Here is a 21,884-nt window from a genome sequence, read left to right as displayed (position 1 = left end):
CCATGTCACATCAATCCGATCTCATCGCCGACGATATCGAGCAGTACCTCAAGGAACACGAGAACAAGGACCTGCTGCGCTTCATCACCTGCGGCAGCGTCGACGACGGCAAGTCGACCCTGATCGGTCGGCTGCTGCACGACTCCAAGATGATCTACGAGGATCAGCTGGCCGCCATTACGCAGGCCTCCAAGACCAGCGGCACCACCGGTGACGAGGTCGACCTGGCGCTGCTGGTCGACGGCCTGCAGTCCGAGCGCGAGCAGGGCATCACCATCGACGTGGCCTACCGCTTCTTCTCCACCGATCGGCGCAAGTTCATCATCGCCGATACCCCGGGGCATGAGCAGTACACCCGTAACATGGCCACCGGCGCCTCCACCGCCAGCCTGGCGGTGATCCTGATCGACGCCCGCCACGGCGTGCAGACCCAGACCCGTCGCCACAGCTTCATCGCCGACCTGCTGGGCATCCAGCACCTGGTGGTGGCGATCAACAAGATGGACCTGGTCGACTACTCCCAGGAACGCTACGAGGAAATCGTTGCCGAGTACCAGGCGATCGCCGGCAAGCTCAACGCCCCGGACATCCGCTTCGTGCCGCTCTCGGCGCTGAAGGGCGACAACGTCGTCAACCAGACCGACAGCATGAGCTGGTACGACGGCCCGGCGCTGCTCGAACTGCTCGAGACCGTCGAGATCACCCACGACCAGAACCTGCGCGACCTGCGCCTGCCGGTGCAGTACGTCAATCGCCCCAACCTCGACTTCCGCGGCTACTGCGGCACCCTGGCCGCCGGCGTGATGAGCCCGGGCCAGAGGGTGAGGGCGCTGCCGTCGGGCAAGGTCTCCACCGTCGAGCGGCTGGTGACCTGGGACGGCGATCTCGAGCACGCCTATCCCGGCGACGCGATCACCGTCACGCTGGAAGACGAGATCGACATCTCCCGCGGCGACTGGCTGGTGGCCGAAGACGACCAGGTGCCCCTGGCCAACAGCTTCGAGGCCGATATCGTGTGGATGCACGAGACCGCCCTCGAAACCGGCAAGCTCTACGACATCAAGCTGGCCACCCGTGACGCGGCGGGCAAGGTCAACGCCATCGACTACCAGGTCGACGTCAACACCCTCGAGCATCGCCACGCCGATCACCTCGACCTCAACACCATCGCCCGTTGCACCCTGGAACTGACCGCCCCGGTACCGGTCGACGACTACCGCTCAAGCCCCGGCACCGGCAGCTTCATCATCATCGATCGGCTGACCAACATCACCGTGGGCGCCGGCATGATCCACCGGCCGGTGGAAAGCGAACTGCCCTACGAGTTCCGCGACAACGACAGCCAGGCCAACGTGGTGTGGAACCGCACCAGCGTGACCCAGGGCATGCGCGAGCAGCTCAACGGCCACGCCGGCAAGTGCGTGTGGTTCACCGGCTACTCCGGCTCCGGCAAGTCGACCCTGGCCAACGCCCTGGAAGTGGAGCTCAACCGCCGCGGCTATCACACCATGCTGCTGGACGGCGACAACATCCGCCACGGCCTGTGCAAGGACTTAGGGATGGGTGAGGCCGACCGGGCCGAGAACATCCGCCGCGTGGGCGAGGTGGCGCGGCTGTTTGCCGAGGCCGGTATCATCGTGATCACCGCCTTCATCTCGCCGTTCCGCGCGGACCGCGACGCCGCCCGCGAGCGCTTCGACGACGGCAGCTTCGTCGAGGTACACGTCAACACGCCGCTGGATATCTGCGAAGAGCGCGACCCGAAAGGCCTGTATCAGAAGGCCCGCGAGGGCAAGATCCAGGACTTCACCGGGATCAACAGCCCCTATGAGGCCCCGGCGAAGGCGGAAGTGGTGCTCGATACCATGCGCCATACCCAGCAGGAGCTGGTGACCCAACTGGTAAAAACCTGCCTGTGATGAACGAGCAAATAAAGGATGTGGTGGCCAAAACTGGCCTACCAACAATAGATAAAGAGTTGTGGTGGCCTCGCCAGGCCATGAAAAATGGTAACTGGCAAAATGCAGTGCAGCGTTGGGCCATTCTGCGACAAGTGTATCCCGAGAAGCCGGCCGTCTGGATTCAGGCGGCTGTCTCTCACCGCCACTTGGGGCAGCTGGATGCGGCCGATTCCTTGTTGACCAGCGCCCGAGAACGCTTCCCCGAGATTCCCGGGCCGCTTTTGGAACAGGCGACTCTGCGCTGCGATCAGGGAAGATATGACGAGGCCGGTCAGTTGGTGGCCGAGACGCGAGGGCGTTTCCCGGAGGAGTTGTCGGTGATGCTGGCCTCGGCTCGCGTGGCCGCAAGAGCTGGCAATCTCTCTGAGGCGCTGACCTTCAATCGCGAGGCGCGTGAGCGCTTCGCGGAAGCCCCAGAGCCCTGGCTGCAGCATGCCGAGCTGGCTATGGAGGTTGATGAGTGGTCTCTGGCCCTGGACCGCTGGCGGGAAGTCCGCGAGCGCTTCCCCAAGCATGCAGAGGGTTTTACCCGGGCAGCGGATGCCGCCCAGGCGATGGGTAATGAGAGCCTGGCACGCCAGCTAAGGCTGGCCCAAGAGTATGGCAATGCCTGGCTGGAAAGCGTCCAGAATGGCGAGGAGGGGGAAGAAGAGGCGCCGCATACCATCAACCCGCCCCAGCGGCGGGACTGGCGTACATTCGTCGATCTCGTCTGGACCAAAGCCCGCTTGAATCTCAAGAGTGAGGCCAGCCAAAACCATCTGCGTTATCTATGGTGGATTCTTGACCCGCTACTCTATATGGCAGTGTTCTATGTCGTCTTCGGGATTCTGATGGAGCGGGGTGGGCCGGGCTTCATCGCCTACCTGTTGACCGGGCTGGTACCCTTCCAATGGTTTCGCAAGACAGTGCAGCAGACCTCGAACTCCATCGTCGGGGGGAAGGGGCTGATGCATAAGGTACGCATCTCGCCGTTGTTCTTCCCCCTGGTGGGTATCGTGCAGAATACCGGCAAGCAAATGCTGGTGTTTGCCATGTTAGGAATCTTCCTGATCCTCTACGGGCTGCCGCCAACGATTCATTGGCTGGCTATTATTCCCATCGTGCTGGTGCAGCTACTGCTGATGACGGTGGTGAGTTGCACCTTGGCGATGATGGTACCCTTCGCGCGGGACCTGACAAACCTAATTCCAACCGGTATTCAGTTCCTGCTTTTCACCAGCGGGATTTTCTACACTATCGACCGGATCCCTGAAGAGTGGCGTTCGCTGTTCTTCACTAACCCCATGGCTAATATCCTTTACCAGTATCGTCAGGTGTTCGTCGAGAATCAGTGGCCAGATTGGAGTGGCCTCGGCTGTGTGGCCTTGGGCTGCACCCTTGGGCTTGGTCTTGTGGTCTTTCTCTATCGGCGTCTTGAACCCATCTTCCCTAGGGTGGTGATCGAATAATGCCCGATATGATCAATGGAAAGCAGGGTGATGTCATCATTTCCCTGCAAGACGTCGGTGTTCGCTACAAACGCCGTGGAGGGTTGTTTCGCAAGCCAGAATACTTCCAAGCCCTCGATGGGGTCAGCTTCAATATCCATCGCGGCGAGACCCTGGGCATCCTCGGGCGCAACGGCGCTGGCAAATCGACCCTGCTGCGTGTGGTGGCCGGTATTATCCAGCCGGATAGTGGAAAAATCACCAATCATGGCGTGAGCGTATCGCTGTTGGCGCTTCAGGCCGGTTTCGATGCAGAGCTGCCAGGGACCGACAACGCTATCCTCAGCGGCATGCTGATGGGGTACACCCGAAAGCAGGTCGAGGCACGGCTGGACGATATCGCCGAGTTCTCCGAGCTCGGCGATTTCATGTATGAACCAGTCAAGACCTACTCATCGGGCATGAAGGCGCGGCTGGGTTTCTCAGTAGCCATGTATATGACGCCTGACGTGTTGCTTTTGGACGAAGTGTTGAGTGTCGGTGATAAGCAGTTTAAGAAAAAGGCCGAAACCGAAATGATGAAAAAGCTACACTCGGATCAAACGGTTTTGCTCGTGTCACACTCAGAACGTCAAGTCGGACGTATTTGCGAAAGAGTAGTTGAGGTTCACGGTGGCATTTTGAATGGCTGAGATCTGGCTCTGACTTTCAGGTGAAGGGGGATAGTGTGAGCATAGGGTTTTTGCATGTTGGAAAAACTGGTGGAACGGCGATACGTGATGTTTTAAACAATCATGCGGAGGGTAAGGTTTCCCACCATGGGCATGGTAAAACTCTAAAAACAATATGGAAGTATCATCCTAACAAAAAGATGGTTTTTGGGTATCGTGACCCTGTATCAAGATTTGTCTCGGGTTTTAATAGTAGAAAAAGGAAAGGGCAGCCTCGTTATAATATAGAGTGGACTCCGGCGGAAAGGGTTGCATTCGAGTACTTTGAGGACCCGGTTGATCTTGCTGAAGCTTTAAGCTCAGGTGTGAGAAGTGTGCGCTCCTTGGCGGAGCTTTCTATGTTTTCCATTCAGCATGTGAAAAAAAGTTTGTTAGAATACCTTGGGGATGGAGGTTTTCTATTGCAGAGCAAGGAAAAGATTCTTCTTCCATATAACGTAAAAACACTTGATGCAGATTTTGAGTTTTTAAAGAAGGCGATTGGGCTCCATGAGGATGTTTGCCTTAGTAAGGACGTTGGTGTAGCACATAGGTCTCCCGCTTGGATGAATAAAGAGATGTCAGAGTTAGGGAAGAGAAATCTGGAGGTGTGGTATAAAGAAGATTATTCTGTAATAAGCTCTCTGGAGAAAATTCGCGAAGAAAAGGGGCTGGCCAATGCTTTATAGTATGGTGAAGCCTAAGGTTGTGCTACATCTCGGCGTGCATAAGACTGCAACAACCTATGTGCAATCTCGTTTGTGGAATAGTCTTGAAGAGCTAGAAAGAAACAGGGTTAATTATATTGGTCTAAATAGTCTAAGAAAACGCCTTACATCCCGGTTGGGGGATGCCTCTTTTGGAAAGAAAGATGTTTTTGACGCTCTCTACCCTTTTTTGAATTGTGATCGGCTGATCCTCTCAGATGAAAACATCCTTGGTGGGACCAATGCTCCACGCTACCAAGCCTTTTATCCGTGGGCCAAGGAAAGATTTAAAAAAGTGCTGAGAGGACTAGAGGGGTGTGAGGTTGAAGTTTACGTTACTCTCAGAAGCTTTCCTGAGTATCTTATTTCTCGTTACACTGAGTCGCTACGTCATTTTAAGTTCTTTACGTTTGAGGATTATATGTCAGGGATAGACGCGAAGAACATAAGCTGGCTTCCTCTTCTTGACGACCTGTTGGCAGCCGGTTGTGGAAAAATATTTGTTAATGATTTTAACTATGTCGTCAGTGGTGATGAGTATATTTATCGACTAATTGGAAAAGAAGTCGAGCTCAATGAGGCTAGCCAAGGTAGTCGGGTCAGAAGGTCTAAAGTATCTAATGAGGCCTACGAGATTCTTAAGTTATATGGGAGTATATATTCTGATCAGTCAACTCGGAGGTTGATTTCTATGATGGATGATCACCCTCAGCATACAGAGGCTACACCCTTTATGCCTTTCACTGAAAATCAGCTCTTTGAGCTGAATACTAAGTATAAAAAAGAACTGTCAGTTGTTAAGGATGACCCTCGGTTCAACTTTATTCCTGGTTGATTTTTTATGGCATGGCCCACCATGTATGCTTTATTAACCATTACTTCACCATGACTTCTACAACATAAGAGTGGGTGGGCTCAGCTTTCAGTTCGAGAATTTTTGCAGAGCCTTCGGGTTGCCGAAAGACTTCTTGGTTATATCGCGGTAATTCGATCCTTTTAATGTTTTTGGAAGGGTGGGCGGTCTCAATGACCAAGCGCAACACGTGACCCATCAGGTACGGTGTTGCTATGAACCACTGCTATCGCCACCTCTCTGCTGAAGACCGAGCCGCCATCATGATGATGCGGGCCACGCACTCGATTCGGGCCATCGCCACTCATCTGGGCCGTGCACCGAGTACTGTGTCGCGAGAAATCGCGCGCCAGACGGTCGACCCCATCAAAGGCTACGATGCCGGCCTGGCGGGCTATCGGGCTCGTCTGACACGACATCGACCACGTCAGCGTCCCAAGCTGCGCCCAGACGGGGAGCTCTTCGAGGTAGTGGTCCACTTGCTGCGCAAGTACTGGTCACCGCAACAGATAGCCCGCACACTGAAGCGCATGTCTCCCAACGATTCACGTCGGCAGGTCTCGCACGAGGCCATCTACAACGCGCTCTATGTGATGCCTCGCGGCAGTCTCAAGAAAGAGCTCATCGCCTGCCTGCGGCAGGGCAACGGCAAGCGTCGCTCACGCAGTCGTGGCAAGGATCGACGCCAGCAGATTCCCGATCTGGTCAGCATCCACATGCGCCCGCCTGAGATCGAAGACCGCTTGATGCCTGGCCACTGGGAGGGCGATCTCATCATGGGTGCCAACAATCGCTCTGCCGTCGGAACGCTGGTGGAGCGCACCACACGCTTGGTGATCTTGGCGAAAGTGGATGGCACCACGGCCACGGCGGCGGCCGTTGGCTTCAGCGATAAGCTCAATGAGGTGCCGCGAGCCCTGCGGCTGTCCATGACTTACGACCAGGGCAGAGAGATGGTGAAGCATGCCGAGATCACGCAGAAAACCGGTACGGCGATCTACTTCGCTGACCCGCATAGCCCATGGCAGCGGGGCTCTAACGAGAACACCAACGGGCTGTTGCGGCAGTATCTGCCAAAGGGAACAGATCTCTCCGTTTACAGCCAGGAAGAGCTTGACGAGATCGCCGATTCACTGAACACGCGGCCTCGCCAGACGTTGGACTGGCGAACTCCACTGGAAGTCTACGCCGAGCTGCTCAAGAAATCCGTCGGCGGACCGAGCACCCTTCAATAGCGTTGCACTTGGAACTTGAGACCGCCGTCTTTAGTTTTTTCGAGTTATAAGGTTTTAGAGTGAGGAAGGATGTTATGCCACTTCTTTCAATAATTGTTGTTACTTGGAATAATGAGAATTACATAGAGCAGGCTCTACGTAGTTGTATCTTTGATGGTGAAAGTGGATATGAAGTGGTAGTTGTTCATAATGCTTCCAGTGATCGTACGGGAAGTGTCTTGAGGAGGGTTGTTGATGAGCGCCCTGATATTTTCAGGGTGATAGAAAATGATAAAAATGAAGGGCTGGGAGAGGCTCGGAATATCGGAGTCCGAAATGCTCGTGGGAAATATTTCATGCTTCTTGACGGGGATGATTGGTATTGTGCCAATGTTCCCAAAACTATCATCCCTGTCCTTAAGAAAGAGGTTCCTGACGTTGTGGTTTTTAACCATGCGCGGGTCTGGGATGATGGGGAGGTCCGTGTTAATGCTTATTCTAATCTTCTCACCCACTATGACTGCTCCTCAGTGGAAGATAGGTTGAGAGTTTTAGATAATTTTAATGTTGCCTGGAATAAAGTTTATAAGAAGAGTTTTGTTGATTTGCATGGTCTGGCATTTTCACGCCGACTTTATGAAGATATTGATTGGCACTTTAAAGTTTTAGCTTTGGCCGAGAGTTATTATGCAATAAATGATGTTTTGATCTTTTATAGGCAGCGATCTGGCTCCATCTTGCGATCAAAAAGCGAAGAGCACTTCGATCTTGTTAAACAGTATGAAGAAGTTTTTCGGTTTTTGAAAGAAAATCCAGAGTTCTTGAAAATCTATGGTAATGCAGCCTATCTGCATGCACGTAAATTGTTGCTTAACCTGATCATCAATCAAAAGAGGCTTCCTAGAAAAAGTGAAGCGAAATTCTTAGCGCGTACTAATCAGCTGCTGTCAGCTTGGAGAGGTGAAATGGGAGAAGGGCGACGAGGCTTGATGCTAGTCTTGGCTGGTCTTAAGTCTCCCCGCATTCTCAGAGCTGCGGAGTTGTTAAGGCTTGCACGATTAAGGGCTGCTAAGAAGGGAAGAATCTATGGGAAGATGGTAAAAAAACGCGTGGTTTCCCAGCTTCTTTACAAGGTATTTTGTCGTCTGCCTATGAAAGATAATCTTGTACTATGTGAAGCCTATTGGGGGGGGAAGGTGGATTGTAATCCACGAGCTATCGCTGACGGTCTGAGAAAAAAAAGAGACTTCGAAATCGTTTGGAGTTTGTCGGGGAAAGCGAAAGTTTCTTCAGGAATTCCGGATGGTCTTCGAACCGTTCGCAAAGGTAGCTTAGCGTTTGTCTATACTCTTGCGAGAGCAAAATATTTAATTAACAATGCAAACTTCCCGACAGAGTATTCGAAACGTCAAGGTCAAGTGTTTGTGCAGACAAAGCATGGCACACCATTGAAGAGTATGGGGCTTGATATTCGAAAGAAAAATCCCAAAGCAATGAATTGGAGTGATTTCGCAGAGCGTTGTCGACGTTGGGACTATGTTCTTTCCTCTAATTCATATTCTTCGTCTGTCTGGAGGAAAGGGTTTCCTTACTCCTATAAGATCTTAGAGGTTGGTTATCCGCGAAATGATGTTTTCTTTACAACCTCCCCTGAGCGTATAGTGGAGTTAAAGAAAGAGCTTGGGGTGCCGCTTGATAAAAAGGTGGCACTTTATGCACCAACCTTTAGGGATGGTGATAGAGGTAAGGGCATCGAGAGCGGTCAGAGTATGTTTGATCCGGCGTCCATTTGTAGTGCGCTGGGTGAAGACTATGTTCTGTTGATTCGCTCTCACTATTTTAATGCCTCTGGTGGTTTTTGGAGTAGCAGTATAATTGATGTTTCAGACTTTCCTTGTACGAATGATGTGCTTTTGATTTCGGATCTGCTGATCACAGATTATTCGTCTATAATGTTTGATTACGCTTGTTTGCAGAGGCCTATAATTCTTTATCAGTATGATTTAGAGGAGTATTCTGAATCTCGTGGAATCTATATTGACCTCCATGAAGTGCCGCCAGGTCCGATTGTTGATAATCAGCGCGACCTATTGGAGGTGTTGAGAGAAAAGGTTTACGAAAGTGCAGAAAGCAAGAAAAAGTTGGAAGTTTTTGGTAAGAAATTCTGTCCTTGGGAAGATGGTAGAGCTACAGATCGTGTGATTGATGAGGTGTTTCGCGATAAGTGATCTGTGGTTTAACTTCTATTAATTGGTGATGGAGCTATGAAAACAGTTATTACATATGGGACATTCGATATGTTCCATGTCGGGCACCTTAAGCTCCTTCAGCGCCTTAGTGAGATGGGCGACAAGGTCATCGTTGCGGTGTCTACGGATGAGTTTAATATCGGGAAGGGAAAAAAAACGCTAATCCCTTATGAGCAAAGAGCCCAGATTGTTGAGTCGATTAAGTACGTTGATTTGGTGATTCCGGAAGAGAGCTGGGAGCAGAAGCTCACGGATGTCAAGAAATACGATGTCGACATCTTTGCTATCGGTGAGGACTGGAAAGGGAAGTTCGATTTCTTGTCTGACCTGTGCGAAGTCCATTATTTGAAGCGCACAAAGAATATCTCTACCACGGATTTGAAACGGTCCCTCAAGCGCTTCTTGACGATCCCCCAGGAAGACCTTAGTCGTGCTTTTGAGGTGCTAGAACTGTTGCGTCGAGACTTGGAATAACCATTGAGCATCAAGGGCCATTCATGAGGGAAAGTCCGAAGTTCGTCAGTGGCTATCATGCCTATACCACTGACGTGGTCAGAATTGTTGACCTGGTGCTCATCTTCCTTGCCGGCTGGTTGGCTTATAAGCTTCGCTTCGATACTTGGGTGATGACCGAGCGCTATCTCTGGGGGCTGACCTTGGGGGGACTTTTCAGTCTGATGGTGATGCCAAGTTTCGATATATATCGCTCCTGGCGCGGCCAGGTGCGTATCCAACTCGTTTTCAAGCTGCTTTCGTCCTATGCCGTGATCGGTGGCATGCTGGCCTTAGTCATGTTCATGACCAAGACGGGAGCCAATTTCTCGCGGTTGTGGGTTGGCTCATGGATGCTGTGCGGTGCCGGTTCTTCCATCACCATCCGGCTGATTGCCTATCCGTTACTCAACCGGGTGCGGGCCAGGGGGGGCAATCGGAAGTCGGTGCTGTTGATAGGCGATCCGGTCGCCTGTGCCAGAGCAAGGCGACACCTGCAGAGCCTGCCCTCCGCAGGCTTCGATGTGGGGCGGATCATCTTGACCGACCAAGACCGGAATGGAGTCTTGTCGGGCGTGACGCACGAGTCGTATCGACCAAGCTCCACCATCGAGCATGATGAGGAGGAAGTATGGATCTGTTTGCCAGTTTCACATGGTGACCAAGTCAGGGAGATCCAGCGTTCCCTGAGCCTGTCCACCGGCAATGTGCGCTACATGCCCGACATGCGGGACTTCCGGCTAATTAACCACAGCATGTCCGATGTGGCCGGGCTGTTCATGCTGGATCTGAGCTGTTCGCCGATGTCCTTCGGTGCCAGGCTGGTCAAGCGTCTGGAGGACCGACTACTCGCCGCGTTTATTCTCCTGCTGATCAGCCCCTTGCTGCTGGTCATCGCCATCGGGGTGAAGCTTTCTTCCCCAGGTGCGGTCTTCTACCGACAGGAGCGTGTAGGCATGAACGGGCGTACCTTCATGATGCTCAAATTTCGCTCCATGCCTGTCGATGTGGAGAAGGGCGGAGTACGTTGGGGGGGGGCCGTAGGTAAGCAGACGACGCGATTCGGTGCCTTGCTGCGTCGCACAAGCCTGGATGAGCTGCCCCAATTCCTGAACGTGTTGAAGGGTGACATGTCGATCGTCGGGCCGCGGCCTGAGAGAACCGTCTTCGTCGAAAAGCTTAAACACGATATCCCGGGCTACATGCAGAAGCATATGGTCAAGGCTGGAATCACTGGGTGGGCCCAAGTCAATGGCTGGCGGGGGGATACCGACCTCCAGAAGCGTATCGAGTGCGATCTCTGGTATGTGGAGCATTGGTCCCTGTGGCTGGATTTGAAGATCATCTTCTTGACCCTTTTTAAAGGCTTTATAAACAAGAATGCGTATTAGACTGTGACCAGGGAGTAGGTATGAACATCGAGGTCGAGAAGTCATACGGGCTTCTGCGCTTCATCAACAGGCCGAGGCCGTGGCCCGTCAGGATTCTCTATGGTCTGATGAGCTGGTGTGGCTTATTGCTGTTGGGCGCGCCGCTGAAAGTAGCCAAGGATAGCTGTTGTCTTGCGATGAAACCGAATGGCATAAAAATTGTCATTCGCAGGATCATATGGTTTGTTCATGCAGGCTGGTTTCCTATATCGATCCGTTCTGACTATTTTTTCGATATTTCCGAGAAGATGTCGGACGGTGCTTGCCGTGCGCTGATCGCCTGGTTGAAAAACAATAAACGGATCGATGATTTTGATCGTCATGTCTGGCAGGCAGATCTCTACGGCGGCATCATCGAACGGGAGTGCGACAGGACAGGGGAGCTCATGTTAACAGACCAGCATCCTCTTAAGGTAGAAGATGAGCTGTTTTGCCGGAATATGAATGTGGCTTTATCGGTCTTGAGCCAGAAACTTTCGGCACCGTCTCAAACTCCTGTTGCCACTAAAAAGTTCCAGAAGTCAGGAGAGTCCTTTGATAAGCGTGATGCTTATCAAGCTATTGCCGATTTTCGTAAGATGATGTCTGATCTTGCCTGGCCATGGTATGTGGTTAGTGGAACGTTTCTTGGCGCAGTGCGTGAGCAGGACTTCCTGGGGCATGATTATGATATCGACGTAGGCGTCGATTATCCGGACTTTGACCTTGAGCGCTTGCAGGACTCGGTAAAAGCTTCTGAGGGTGTCTGGTTCATCAAGTCGGTGAGTTATTGTACCTTTCGGGAACCACTCGATGATAGCGATGTTCGTTATTATCAAATGGAAAAGCCCATTCTCGTCAAGCTGGTGCATAAAACCGGATTGGTGGCTGATCTCTTTGTGCATGTCGAGGAAAATGGGGTGCTTTGGCATGGTTCCCCCATACATCGTTGGGATAATGACAGCTTCGAACTGGCGGAGTACCGGCTGGGGCACGAAACTGTCTATGGAGCAGTGGATGCAGATCACTATTTGACAGAAAACTACGGTGATTGGCGTACTCCGGTACTGGAATTTGACTGCAGTATTGATCCACCCAATATTCGTTATTCGCGTACCGTCAGGGCGGTGACCTATCTCGCCAAGGTTGCTTATCGTTTTCTGCTGGATGGTGATGCCGACCGTGCTCAGCGTTATCTGACTTCTTTGGAAGCTGCGGGTGTGCTGGCACGTGATGGCCAGACATGGCGTTTCAACGGTTAATCCAGGAAGGGGTGAATTCGTGCGTGTACTTGTCACCGGCGGCGCCGGTTATATCGGTTCGCATACCGCTGTGGAACTGCTCGAGGCCGGCCACGATGTGGTCGTGATCGACAACCTGTGCAACGGCTCGGAAGTGGCGCTGCGGCGTATCGAGGAGATCACTGGCAAGGGCGTGAACTTCGTGCGAGCGGACATCCGCGACCGCGAGGCCATGGATGCGATCTTCGCCGAGCATGATATCGATGCCGTGATCCATTTCGCCGGTCTGAAGGCGGTGGGCGAGAGTGTCGGTAAGCCGCTGGCCTACTACGAGAACAACGTGAACGGTACCCTGGTGCTGTGCCAGGCCATGGAGGCCGCCGGTGTACGCCGCATCGTGTTCAGTTCCTCGGCCACGGTATATGGCAGCGAGGCGCCGGTGCCCTATGTGGAAACCACGCCGCGCGGCACCACCTCCAACCCCTATGGCACCTCCAAGGCCATGGTGGAGAAGTTGCTCGAGGATCTGGTGGTCGCCGATGAGCGTTGGTCGGTCACGCTGCTGCGCTACTTCAACCCGATCGGCGCGCATCCTTCCGGCAAGATCGGCGAAGACCCGCAGGGGATACCCAACAACCTGATGCCGTTCATTGCTCAGGTCGCCGTTGGTCGACGCGACGAGCTGACGATCTTCGGCAATGACTACGAAACGACTGACGGCACCTGCGAGCGCGACTATCTGCACGTGGTGGACCTGGCGGTCGGGCATCTCAAGGCGCTTGAAGTCGTCAGCGAGCCAGGTGTGTCGATCTATAACCTGGGCACGGGGCAGGGTATCTCGGTGCTGGAGATGGTGAACAGCTTTACGCGTGTGACGGATGTGCCGGTGCCTTACCGGTTCGGTGCCCGCCGAGCAGGCGATCTTCCTGCCTTCTGGGCCGATGCCTCTAAGGCGAAAAAAGAGTTGAACTGGGTCGCCGAAAAAGGCCTGGACGACATGATGATCGATACCTGGCGCTGGCAGTCGGGCAATCCGGAGGGGTATTCGTAGGGCCGATTCGCGGCGGTGCGGCTGCCTGAGCACGCAGGATTTCGCTAGCGGGGCACTCCAGATGGCTGGGGTGCCCCGTTCTCGTTTTGAGGCCCGTTCGATGTCTGCCAAGCCCGATAAAAGGCTCGCGACGGATGAGACGGTCGCTAATCTAATTTAGGATATGCTGGCTATGTACGTGCCGATGGCGCTTAGGTAAAGTGCTCGGCTCTGAACGTCTGGTGTGAGGATGGCTGTGAAGTTGCAACATATCTGGGCTGCTCCCGTGGGTTGGTCTTACCCCAAGAGCCTCTGGGCGGTGGGCATGTTATCGCTGTTGCTCTACACCACATGTCGCATGCTGTGGCCTGACGTGGGCTCCACTTCCGAAACGGTGATGGCGTTGATAGGCCTGATCGCTGTGCTCGTGTGGGGCAAAGGTCTCAGAGGCGGCGCTGCCTTGTGGCTATTGCTGATGGCCGTGGCCGTCCAGGCGCTATCCTGGTGGCTGGGCTATCTGCACCATCCCCAGTGGGTGGCTGACAACCCTCAGGTCGACCGTCTGGCTAAACTGTTTATCTTCATCGCCGTGGCGTGGTGGTTGGGAGGGAGTACTCGCAACACCCTCTTGGTTTGGTGTTTGGCCGTCATTGGCTTGATCCTGTCCAGCGTTGTTCAAGGAGACGGCTTGAATGAGTGGCTCCAAGGCTTCGATGGGCAGCGTGTAGGGTTTGGGGTGCGTAATGGTCAGCACGGCGCCATGCTGTTCGGCGTCGCACTCCTGGGTCTAGCCATTTTTACGCCTCGTTTTTTTGCTCATGGCCGCTGGCGAGCGCTCAGGATCGTTGGTTGGAGCGTACTGCTTGGGCTTTCGGTGATCGCCGTCATGATGGGTCAGACGCGGGCTGTCTGGTTGGCGCTGAGCCTCTCCTTGCCCATGGTGCTAGTGGCCTGGCTGGTCGTCCGGCGTCAGTCAGGCACATCTCCCGTCAATCGCAAGCTGCTGGCCGTGTGCACGACCGTTTTGTTACTCGTTCTCTTGGGAGTGGGTAGCGTCATCAAGGGCCCGCTCCTCGACAGGCTCAATAAAGAATCATCGGTCGTGAGCATGCTGCTGGCAGGCAATATCGATGAGGTGCCCTATACCAGTATCGGAATTCGTATCCATTCATGGCAGGCGGCCTTTGAGTGGATCGAACAGCGCCCGCTCGTGGGATGGGGCGGCCAAGGGCGTGGCTTGGTGATGGACCACACGGAATGGTTACCGGAACGGGTGAGTGAGAAGTATGGGCATCTTCATAATTACTTTATAGAGATTTGGGTCGCCTACGGCATGTTGGGGCTCGCTGTCATCGGCGCTCTGGCCTTTTGGATCGGACTGGCCACTTGGCGTGCCTGGAGAGCGGGTGCGCTACCCGGCGATCTGGCGCTATTCGGCGGCGGATTCTTCATCTACTGGATGGTCGTCAATCAGTTTGAATCCTATAACTCCTTCTGGACAGGCGTCTATGTGCACAATCTGGTGGTGGGTGGCTTGATCACGCATTATTGGCGCTGGCAAATGATGCCCAAAGAAAAGGAAACGGCTTGAACATTGTCTCAGTTGGCGGCGACTCGTTATCTCACTGAGCTTTCGCGGCATTGGGGCATATTGATATCCCATTTAATGGCTTTGGATGTTATTTAGGGGCGGAAGTGGTGTGGCCGCTTTCGCCCTGTTAGGTTATTTTTAAAAAACTCTTCGATGCTGCTGATTCTGGAATCAACGGCAGGATAGGGGATAGAGTCGTCAGCTCCTGCCGGTCAGGCGAGCAAGGATGATTTGTTAGGGCGAGCATGTTATGGTTGCTAATGTTTTGTGATCGTATTGTCGGCCGTCGGTGGAGCTTCGAGCGAGCCTCCCGCCGCCTGGTCTTCTGTTGGTGAGCCCTAGATGAGTCAACCTGCCCGATCAGGCGTGTCGCCTGTCCCGCTGGCCCCTGCTGGCGATCCCGCCTTCTTTCCCCTCTATGACGAGCGCATGCGCTGGCCTATTCGTCGGGCTCAAATTCAGGTGTCGGTACGTTCCAGCATTCACGAGCGGTTGGCTTTGCCGTTAGAGCGCCTGCTGTTGAGACGCTGGTCCGATGAGAAAGCGGGAAGTGTGGTGATCGAACGTCATGGGCTGCCTCAGCATGCGGTGGAGGAAGCGCTCGATGATCACTTGACCCTTCAGGTCGCCCCGCGGGCATTGATTCAGAGCACCGACTGGCGCGGCTACGATCGTCGCCTGCGTCCGTCTTCTTCTCGCTTCCTCTGGGACGGCGACTGGGACCTGAGGCGCGGCAACCTGCGCTTCAGCTCACGCTACCGCTTCGTCAGCGATCTCGACGAGCATCGCCATGATTTGACGCAGAGCACGGCCTTCGCGAGGTATGCCGGTTACCTGGCGGCGGGGAAGCCATGGTCTTCCCATCAGCAGGGGGTGCTCTTGGATTCCGAGGCGCGGATCCTGATGTATCTGCGCGTCTATCTGAGCTTTCTGGATGACATGGCGGTACGCGGCTTCGATGCGTCCCGCGGCAAGGACGCGCTGGGTGTGGCCGTCAGCCGCGAAGGCCGCTTGATCAAGATCAATCGAGGCTTGCACCGGTTGGCCATGGCCCAGCGCCTGGGGTTGTCGACGGTGCCTGTTCGAGTGAAAGCCGTGCATCGTGACTGGTGGCGGCGTGTCACCGATGGGGTGGGCGGGCGAAAGGCCCTGGTGCGGGTATCTCGGGCGCTGCAGGAGTGTATTCCGGAACAGGAGGCGGGATCGCTGGACCCTGCCACCTATCCGGAGTCCATTACCTGGCCAGAGTATTGCGCCCACAGGGCCGCTGCACGCTGATCGATCGATGTCAGGGCGAACGCCTGAGCCGATGGCACAAGCGGGCGTGCTTCTCTGACACCATGTTGTGATGCGTCACTCGCTGACCAGAGCCCGGTAGCAGTAAGCGATGGATTCTGGCTTGTAGGCCTCGACCAGGTCGTCGGGAATCCTGGGCGGAGACTCGAGACTGTGGCGGATGGCGTCGGCGAAGGCCGCGATGTCTTCCAGGGGCACGAGTCCTGATGCCAGCTCTCCGGTCAGGATGTCTCGCGGTCCCGACAGGCAATCCGTGCTCACCACCGGGGTCCCGCAGGCCAGTGCCTCCAGCAGCACGTTGGGCAGCCCTTCGTAGTCAGAGGCGAGGAGCAGCGCACTCGCGTGTTTCATATAGGGATAGGGATTGTCCAGCGCCCCGAGCAGCAGCACCTGGTCGTGTAGTCCCTGCTTCTCGATTTCTTTCTCGACGCCTTCGCGATCGCCGTCGCCGATCAGCACCAGCGGATGCGGCACCCGGCTGGCGCGATAGGCACTCAGCAGTCGGTCGAGCCGCTTCTGGCGAAAGTTGAGCCGTCCCACGTAGAGACAGTATGTCGTGTCCTGAAGGCTCGCGGGCACGACGGGCTCGGCCATGAGTGCGCGGATCCTCGCGACGTCCAGTACGTTGGGGATGACGCGCGACGCGGCCGGGCGGCTGCCGATGCGCGCGATGGACTCGAGGTTGGTGCTCGAGAGGGCGATGATGCGCTTGCCGTCGTAGAGGCTGCGTACCTTGCGCTGCTTGATGTGGCGCCGCCAGCCTTCCTTGTTGGACAGCAGCTCCTGCCAGGGGTCGGAGCGGATGCAGAGCCATGCTCGGTCGGCCAGCGAGGAACGCGTCGTGACCTGATGGGCCTGATGCAGGTTGGACACGACCAGGTCGTAGCGGTGGCCCTGGGCCTCGAGGAAGGCATCCAGGCGCCGCGCATGCAGACGATAGCGCTGCAGCTTCTGCCAGCGCCCCTTCGGGGCGAAGGGAACGGTATGCACCTCGACGCCTTCGGGGATCGGGAGCCTGACGCGGTCGGAAAGCGCGATCAGCGTGACGCGCACGCCGCTGTCGTTGAGCGCTCGTGCCACCTTGATGACCGAGCGAGGCGCGCCGCCGCTGGCGAGCTGGTCGATGAGGAAGAGGGCGTGGGGCATGCCGGTAGGGCTCCGAATCGATGCGGTGGAGAGGATGAGAGAGCGTGACGCCGGGCGTGTCGAAGCGGTCGCTCAACCGCCGTCGGGGCGATGCCATCGCCGGTGCAGCTGGTTCCGTGCCATGTCGTGATACGCCGCGCCGCGCATCTTGTTGGTGGTCAGCGAGCGCTCGAGCGCCGGCCATCGAGCGCCGGGGCTCCTCGGCAGCCGGCGCACGTGCGCGTCGATCCAGACGAGGGTGCCGTCGGCCGCGACCAGCAGGTTGTTGTAGTGCAGGTCGCGGTGCACGTAGCCGGCGTGGGCGAGCCTCGCGACGTCTTCGCAGAAGCCCGCCAGGAAGCGCTCGCGGCTTGTCTCGTCCAGGGTCTCGAATACCTCGCCGCCGGGGCGGGCGTCCTGGCGGTGCTCCATCAATAGCAGCGAGGCGTTGCGATTCGCCGGGTTGAGCGACAGCCCCCAACCGTGGCATCTGGGCGTGGTGAGGCCGGCGCGCTGCAGGATGCGCAGGCTCAGGAATTCCTTGCGGGCGTCGGATTGCATCAGCCAGCGCTTTTCCAGGTAGTCTCGGCTGAGCCAGCTCAATGGTGCCTGGCGCTTGGCGAACTTGTCGGGTACCACCTTGGCGAGGATCTGGTTGTCCTGCGAGAGATAGAAACGGCTGCTGCCCACTGCCTCGAAGGCGGCGGTGGTACTGGTGCTGGCCAGTCGCAGCCGGGCAGGCAGGCCATCGGCATGAAAGACCAGGTAGCGTCGGCGGCGGTCGTCGAAGGGGATATCGAGCAGTCTCACCGTCACAGCGCCTCGAACTGGGGCAGCACCGTTTCCTTGAGGAACTGCCGGTAGTGACGTGGCTCGATGGTGACTGGCTCCCGATCCATGCGCGTGAGCGCCCGGGCCAGGCCCGCCTCGTCGTCGGGGGCGACCAGGAAGTCGGCCAGCTCCTGAGTCAGGATCTCGCGCGGGCCACTGGGGCAATCGACGCTGACCACCGGCGTGTGCAGCAGCAGGGCCTCGATCAGCACCCGCGGCAGCCCCTCGGCGTCGGAGGCCAGCACCATGGCCTTGGCGTGTCGGATGAAGGGATAGGGGTTGTGATGGTAGCCGAGCCACAGCACCCGGTCTTCAATCCCGAGTGCCTTGATCTGCTCGCGGACGGTGGCCTCGTGCTCCGGCTTGCCCTTGCCCATGATCGCCAGCGGCGTGGTCACGCCGCTTTCGGCGTAGGCGCGAAGCAGCCGGTCGTGGCGCTTGCGGGGCTCGATGGCCGCCACGCACAGGAAGTAGTCGCCCTCTGGGACCGGCGTCGGCTCTTCGGCCATGGCCACGAAGGGCTCGCGCTCGTAGGGGTTGTAGATCGGTACGATGCGCTCCGCCTCGAGGCCGACCACGCTTTCCAGGTTCTCCTTCACGCCCTGGGAGACGGCGATGACCTGGCGTCCACGATAGAAACGGCGAACTTTATCGAAGGCGCGCTTTCTCTGCTTGGGGTCGGCGAACTTGGCGGAGACGTCCGACTTGATCCAGAAATAGAGGTTGGGCAGGTCGAGATGGCGCGTGATCTTGTCGCAGGAGCAGGAGATCACCACGTCGGGTCTCCAGGGCGTCAGGGCGCGCTTGATGCGGCTGGCCTGCCACTTCTCGGTCAGCACCGTGCTGGTCGCCTTGGTGATGCGGGTGACCACGCCCAGGTCCTCGATCTCGAGCCCCTCGGGCAGGCGATGCTCGATGCGCTCGCGCAGAGTGAATACCTTGACCGCATGGCCGCGCTGGCGCAGCTGGTCGGCGGTGTAGAGCAGCGATTTCTGGGCGCCGCCGCCGTAGAGGTCTTCGATGACGAAGGCGAAGCGTTTGCGGGTCATGGGGTCGTCCTGCACGGCGAGGTCATCCGGTGGCGTTCCGCGTCATCGCGGCGCCGCTAAAGGGCCGAATTCTAGCATGTTCCTCGCCGCCGGGCAGGCACGGGGCGCTTCGGCGTGGACGCGATGCTGGGGTACAATGCCGCCATAAGCGGGCGCCAGTGTCGCGCGAGAATGACGATCAGGAGTCGCAGGAAACTATGAAGTTATTGATCACCGGCATGGCGGGCTTCATCGGCCATGCCGTCGCCAAGCGCCTCTCGGGGCAAGGGCATGAGATCATCGGCGTCGACAATCTCAACCCCTATTACGATGTGGCGCTCAAGCAGGCGCGCCTTGACGACCTGGCGTCCTGCGAAGACGTGCGCTTCGAGCGCCTCGATCTTGCCGACCGCGAGGCCGTGGCCGCGTTGTTCGAGGCCGAGGGCTTCGAACGCGTGATTCACCTGGCGGCTCAGCCGGGGGTGCGTTATTCGCTGGAGAACCCGCATGCCTATGCCGACGCCAACCTGATCGCTCATCTCAATGTGCTGGAGGGATGCCGCCATGGCCGGGTGGGTCACCTGGTCTACGCCTCATCGAGTTCGGTCTATGGCGCCAACGACAAGGTGCCCTTCGATACCTCGGATAACGTCGATCATCCCATCAGCCTCTATGCGGCCACCAAGAAGGCCAACGAGCTGATGGCGCACACCTACGCCCATCTCTACGACCTGCCGACCACCGGTCTGCGCTTCTTCACCGTCTATGGCCCCTGGGGCCGGCCGGACATGGCCATGTTCAAGTTCACCCGTGCGATCCTGGCCGGTGAGCCGATCGAGGTCTTCAACCACGGCGACATGTCGCGGGACTTCACCTACATCGACGATATCGTGGAGGGCATCGCACGCGTGCTCGAGGTGGTGCCCGAACGGCGGGCCGAGGCGACGACTACCATGCCCGACACCAGCCATGCGCCCTATGCGCTCTACAATATCGGTCATGGCAGCCCGGTGGCGCTGATGGATTTCGTGCGCGCGGTGGAGGCCGCCACCGGTCAGGTCGCGCTGTGCGACCTCAAGCCCATGCAGCCGGGCGACGTGCCGCGGACCTGGGCGGACACCGAGGCCCTGTTCGAGGCCACCGGGTACCGGCCCAAGGTCGGCGTCGAGGAGGGCGTCGCCCGCTTCGTTGCCTGGTATCGCGACTACTACGGCGTCTGACGGCGCCCAGCTTTCGGCATCTCATCGTTAATAGGGAAGGACACCCATGAAAATCACCATCTTCGGCACCGGCTATGTGGGCCTGGTGACCGGCACCTGCCTGGCGGACGTGGGTCACGACGTGCTGTGCATGGACGTGGACGCGGACAAGATCGCCCGCCTGGAAGCCGGCGAGATCCCGATCTTCGAGCCGGGCCTCGAAGAGATGGTCAAGGCCAACGTGGCCGAGGGGCGGCTGCGCTTTACCACCGACCCCGAGACGGCGGTCGCCTTCGGCACCCTGCAGTTCATCGCCGTCGGTACACCTCCCGATGAAGATGGGAGTGCTGATCTCAAATATGTCCTGGCGGTAGCCGAGACCATCGGGCGTCACATGACCGAGGAGAAGGTCATCGTCGACAAGTCCACCGTGCCGGTGGGCACCGCCGACCGCGTGCGTGCCGCCGTGGCCGGCGTGCTCGATGAGCGCGGCGAGGCGATTGACTTCGAGGTGTGCTCCAATCCCGAATTCCTCAAGGAAGGCGCGGCGATCGAGGACTTCACCCACGGCGCGCGGATCATCGTCGGCACCGAATCCGAGCGAGTGAAGACGCTGATGCGCGAGTGCTACGCGCCCTACATTCGCCTGCAGGAAAAGCTGATGTTCATGGACGTGCGGGCGGCGGAGCTGACCAAGTATGCCGCCAATGCCATGCTGGCGACCAAGATCAGCTTCATGAACGAGATCGCGAATCTGGCCGAGCGTCTTGGCGCCGACGTCGAACAGGTGCGACGCGGCATCGGCTCCGATCCGCGTATCGGCTATCAGTTCATCTATCCGGGCTGTGGCTACGGCGGTTCCTGCTTCCCCAAGGACGTACAGGCACTGGCGCGAACCGCCGGTGAGGTCGACTATTCGGCCGAGTTGCTGGGCGCGGTGGAAGCCGTCAACCGGCGCCAGAAGCAGACGCTGTTCGCCAAGCTGTCGCGTGCCTTCGACGGTGACCTGAGCGGCAAGACCATCGCGCTGTGGGGGCTGGCGTTCAAGCCCAACACCGACGACATGCGTGATGCCCCGAGCCGCACGTTGATGGAGGCGCTGTGGGCCGCCGGTGCCAGCGTTCGCGCCTATGATCCCGAAGCCATGGAGGAATGCCGCCGCCTGTATGGGGAGCGTGACGATCTCTCGCTGGTGAGCGATCGCGCCGAGGCGGTGGAGGGTGCCGATGCACTGGTGATCTGCACCGAGTGGAAGAGTTTCCGCAGCGTCGACTTCGCCTGGCTGAAGTCACAGCTGTCACTGCCGGTCGTCGTCGACGGCAGAAACCTCTTCGATCCCGAAGCGCTCAAGGCGGCGGGGCTGCTTTACTACGCCGTGGGGCGAGGCGAGTCGGTCACGTCGGCCTAGTGTCATCCAAGGATAGGCGTCTTGCCGCTGCCCACTGGGCAGCGGCATGATTGGCATTGCGCCGAGTAAATTCCATTGGCCCTGATGGCGGCCCCCACCCCCGGACCCCG

At 57.1% G+C, this 21,884-nt stretch carries 18 protein-coding genes; 15 read left to right on the top strand and 3 right to left on the bottom strand.

Annotated elements, in window-relative coordinates; translation table 11 throughout:
• Nucleotides 1–2 precede the first annotated feature (2 nt).
• The 13 genes from cysN (at nt 3) to ACGTNF_RS03930 (ending at nt 16,165) form a co-directional block, all read left to right on the top strand.
• Nucleotides 3–1,919 (top strand): sulfate adenylyltransferase subunit CysN, encoded by a 1,917-nt coding sequence (cysN, locus tag ACGTNF_RS03990; protein WP_394600506.1) that lies wholly within the window; start codon nt 3–5, stop codon nt 1,917–1,919.
• The gene (locus ACGTNF_RS03985; RefSeq protein WP_394600505.1) at nt 1,919–3,412 is read left to right on the top strand and encodes an ABC transporter permease; all 1,494 of its coding nucleotides are present in this window, start codon (nt 1,919–1,921) and stop codon (nt 3,410–3,412) included. Before cysN ends, ACGTNF_RS03985 begins: the two co-directional genes overlap by 1 nt.
• Complete coding sequence (locus tag ACGTNF_RS03980) at nt 3,412–4,083, top strand: ABC transporter ATP-binding protein (RefSeq protein ID WP_394600504.1); 672 nt, start codon at nt 3,412–3,414, stop codon at nt 4,081–4,083. The genes ACGTNF_RS03985 and ACGTNF_RS03980 overlap by 1 nt, the downstream gene beginning before the upstream one ends.
• Before the next feature lie 35 nt (nt 4,084–4,118).
• The gene (locus ACGTNF_RS03975) at nt 4,119–4,790 is read left to right on the top strand and encodes a hypothetical protein (RefSeq protein WP_394600503.1); all 672 of its coding nucleotides are present in this window, start codon (nt 4,119–4,121) and stop codon (nt 4,788–4,790) included.
• The gene (locus tag ACGTNF_RS03970) at nt 4,780–5,643 is read left to right on the top strand and encodes a hypothetical protein (RefSeq protein WP_394600502.1); all 864 of its coding nucleotides are present in this window, start codon (nt 4,780–4,782) and stop codon (nt 5,641–5,643) included. The genes ACGTNF_RS03975 and ACGTNF_RS03970 overlap by 11 nt, the downstream gene beginning before the upstream one ends.
• A gap of 233 nt (nt 5,644–5,876) precedes the next feature.
• A complete protein-coding gene (locus ACGTNF_RS03965; protein ID WP_394600501.1) occupies nt 5,877–6,896 on the top strand; it encodes an IS30 family transposase in 1,020 nt (339 codons plus the stop codon).
• 74 nt (nt 6,897–6,970) lie between these two features.
• Nucleotides 6,971–9,103 (top strand): bifunctional glycosyltransferase/CDP-glycerol:glycerophosphate glycerophosphotransferase, encoded by a 2,133-nt coding sequence (locus ACGTNF_RS03960; RefSeq protein ID WP_394600500.1) that lies wholly within the window; start codon nt 6,971–6,973, stop codon nt 9,101–9,103.
• Between the two features lie 36 nt (nt 9,104–9,139).
• Nucleotides 9,140–9,598 carry a glycerol-3-phosphate cytidylyltransferase gene (gene tagD / locus ACGTNF_RS03955; protein ID WP_394600499.1) on the top strand — a complete coding sequence of 153 codons (459 nt, stop codon included), beginning with the start codon at nt 9,140–9,142 and terminating at the stop codon, nt 9,596–9,598.
• A 23-nt stretch (nt 9,599–9,621) separates the two neighbouring features.
• Nucleotides 9,622–11,007: an undecaprenyl-phosphate glucose phosphotransferase gene (locus ACGTNF_RS03950; RefSeq protein ID WP_394600498.1), complete on the top strand. Its 1,386-nt coding sequence runs from the start codon at nt 9,622–9,624 to the stop codon at nt 11,005–11,007.
• 20 nt (nt 11,008–11,027) lie between these two features.
• Nucleotides 11,028–12,287 carry a LicD family protein gene (locus ACGTNF_RS03945; protein WP_394600497.1) on the top strand — a complete coding sequence of 420 codons (1,260 nt, stop codon included), beginning with the start codon at nt 11,028–11,030 and terminating at the stop codon, nt 12,285–12,287.
• A 19-nt stretch (nt 12,288–12,306) separates the two neighbouring features.
• The gene (gene galE / locus ACGTNF_RS03940; RefSeq protein WP_394600496.1) at nt 12,307–13,317 is read left to right on the top strand and encodes a UDP-glucose 4-epimerase GalE; all 1,011 of its coding nucleotides are present in this window, start codon (nt 12,307–12,309) and stop codon (nt 13,315–13,317) included.
• A gap of 229 nt (nt 13,318–13,546) precedes the next feature.
• On the top strand, nt 13,547–14,887 hold the full coding sequence (locus ACGTNF_RS03935) for an O-antigen ligase family protein (RefSeq protein WP_394600495.1): 1,341 nt from the start codon (nt 13,547–13,549) through the stop codon (nt 14,885–14,887).
• A 342-nt stretch (nt 14,888–15,229) separates the two neighbouring features.
• The gene (locus ACGTNF_RS03930; RefSeq protein ID WP_394600494.1) at nt 15,230–16,165 is read left to right on the top strand and encodes a hypothetical protein; all 936 of its coding nucleotides are present in this window, start codon (nt 15,230–15,232) and stop codon (nt 16,163–16,165) included.
• A 75-nt stretch (nt 16,166–16,240) separates the two neighbouring features.
• On the opposite strand, the gene ACGTNF_RS03925 is transcribed toward ACGTNF_RS03930, so the two are convergent.
• The 3 genes from ACGTNF_RS03925 to ACGTNF_RS03915 all read right to left on the bottom strand — a co-directional run bounded on the left by ACGTNF_RS03925 (nt 16,241) and on the right by ACGTNF_RS03915 (nt 19,188).
• Nucleotides 16,241–17,329, bottom strand: a complete 1,089-nt coding sequence (locus ACGTNF_RS03925; RefSeq protein WP_394600493.1) for a glycosyltransferase — start codon at nt 17,327–17,329, stop codon at nt 16,241–16,243.
• A 72-nt stretch (nt 17,330–17,401) separates the two neighbouring features.
• Nucleotides 17,402–18,118 (bottom strand): lipopolysaccharide kinase InaA family protein, encoded by a 717-nt coding sequence (locus tag ACGTNF_RS03920; RefSeq protein ID WP_394600492.1) that lies wholly within the window; start codon nt 18,116–18,118, stop codon nt 17,402–17,404.
• A gap of 2 nt (nt 18,119–18,120) precedes the next feature.
• Entirely contained in the window at nt 18,121–19,188 is a 1,068-nt protein-coding gene (locus tag ACGTNF_RS03915) for a glycosyltransferase (protein ID WP_152479030.1), read from the bottom strand.
• A gap of 197 nt (nt 19,189–19,385) precedes the next feature.
• Here ACGTNF_RS03915 and ACGTNF_RS03910 point away from each other — a divergent pair, with 197 nt between their 5' ends.
• Nucleotides 19,386–20,387 (top strand): NAD-dependent epimerase, encoded by a 1,002-nt coding sequence (locus tag ACGTNF_RS03910; protein WP_394600491.1) that lies wholly within the window; start codon nt 19,386–19,388, stop codon nt 20,385–20,387.
• A 46-nt stretch (nt 20,388–20,433) separates the two neighbouring features.
• A complete protein-coding gene (locus tag ACGTNF_RS03905; RefSeq protein WP_152479028.1) occupies nt 20,434–21,774 on the top strand; it encodes a UDP-glucose dehydrogenase family protein in 1,341 nt (446 codons plus the stop codon).
• Nucleotides 21,775–21,884: the final 110 nt, after the last annotated feature.

The sequence above is a fragment of the Halomonas sp. B23F22_10 genome (assembly GCF_043496975.1).
Classification (GTDB): Bacteria; Pseudomonadota; Gammaproteobacteria; order Pseudomonadales; family Halomonadaceae; genus Halomonas; species Halomonas smyrnensis.
Note: the sequence above shows the minus strand (reverse complement) of the source record. Positions and strands in the feature narration are given on the sequence as shown.

Bases quoted from the DNA above. Each gene is read 5' to 3' on its own strand.
- ACGTNF_RS03945 (WP_394600497.1), top strand. From the start codon at position 11,028: ATGAACATCGAGGTCGAGAAGTCATACGGGCTTCTGCGCTTCATCAAC.
- ACGTNF_RS03915 (WP_152479030.1), bottom strand. From the start codon at position 19,188: ATGACCCGCAAACGCTTCGCCTTCGTCATCGAAGACCTCTACGGCGGC.
- ACGTNF_RS03960 (WP_394600500.1), top strand. From the start codon at position 6,971: ATGCCACTTCTTTCAATAATTGTTGTTACTTGGAATAATGAGAATTAC.
- ACGTNF_RS03935 (WP_394600495.1), top strand. From the start codon at position 13,547: ATGGCTGTGAAGTTGCAACATATCTGGGCTGCTCCCGTGGGTTGGTCT.
- ACGTNF_RS03925 (WP_394600493.1), bottom strand. From the start codon at position 17,329: ATGCCCCACGCCCTCTTCCTCATCGACCAGCTCGCCAGCGGCGGCGCG.
- cysN (WP_394600506.1), top strand. From the start codon at position 3: ATGTCACATCAATCCGATCTCATCGCCGACGATATCGAGCAGTACCTC.
- ACGTNF_RS03905 (WP_152479028.1), top strand. From the start codon at position 20,434: ATGAAAATCACCATCTTCGGCACCGGCTATGTGGGCCTGGTGACCGGC.
- tagD (WP_394600499.1), top strand. From the start codon at position 9,140: ATGAAAACAGTTATTACATATGGGACATTCGATATGTTCCATGTCGGG.
- ACGTNF_RS03980 (WP_394600504.1), top strand. From the start codon at position 3,412: ATGCCCGATATGATCAATGGAAAGCAGGGTGATGTCATCATTTCCCTG.
- ACGTNF_RS03910 (WP_394600491.1), top strand. From the start codon at position 19,386: ATGAAGTTATTGATCACCGGCATGGCGGGCTTCATCGGCCATGCCGTC.
- ACGTNF_RS03965 (WP_394600501.1), top strand. From the start codon at position 5,877: ATGAACCACTGCTATCGCCACCTCTCTGCTGAAGACCGAGCCGCCATC.
- ACGTNF_RS03950 (WP_394600498.1), top strand. From the start codon at position 9,622: ATGAGGGAAAGTCCGAAGTTCGTCAGTGGCTATCATGCCTATACCACT.
- ACGTNF_RS03970 (WP_394600502.1), top strand. From the start codon at position 4,780: ATGCTTTATAGTATGGTGAAGCCTAAGGTTGTGCTACATCTCGGCGTG.
- ACGTNF_RS03930 (WP_394600494.1), top strand. From the start codon at position 15,230: ATGAGTCAACCTGCCCGATCAGGCGTGTCGCCTGTCCCGCTGGCCCCT.
- ACGTNF_RS03985 (WP_394600505.1), top strand. From the start codon at position 1,919: ATGAACGAGCAAATAAAGGATGTGGTGGCCAAAACTGGCCTACCAACA.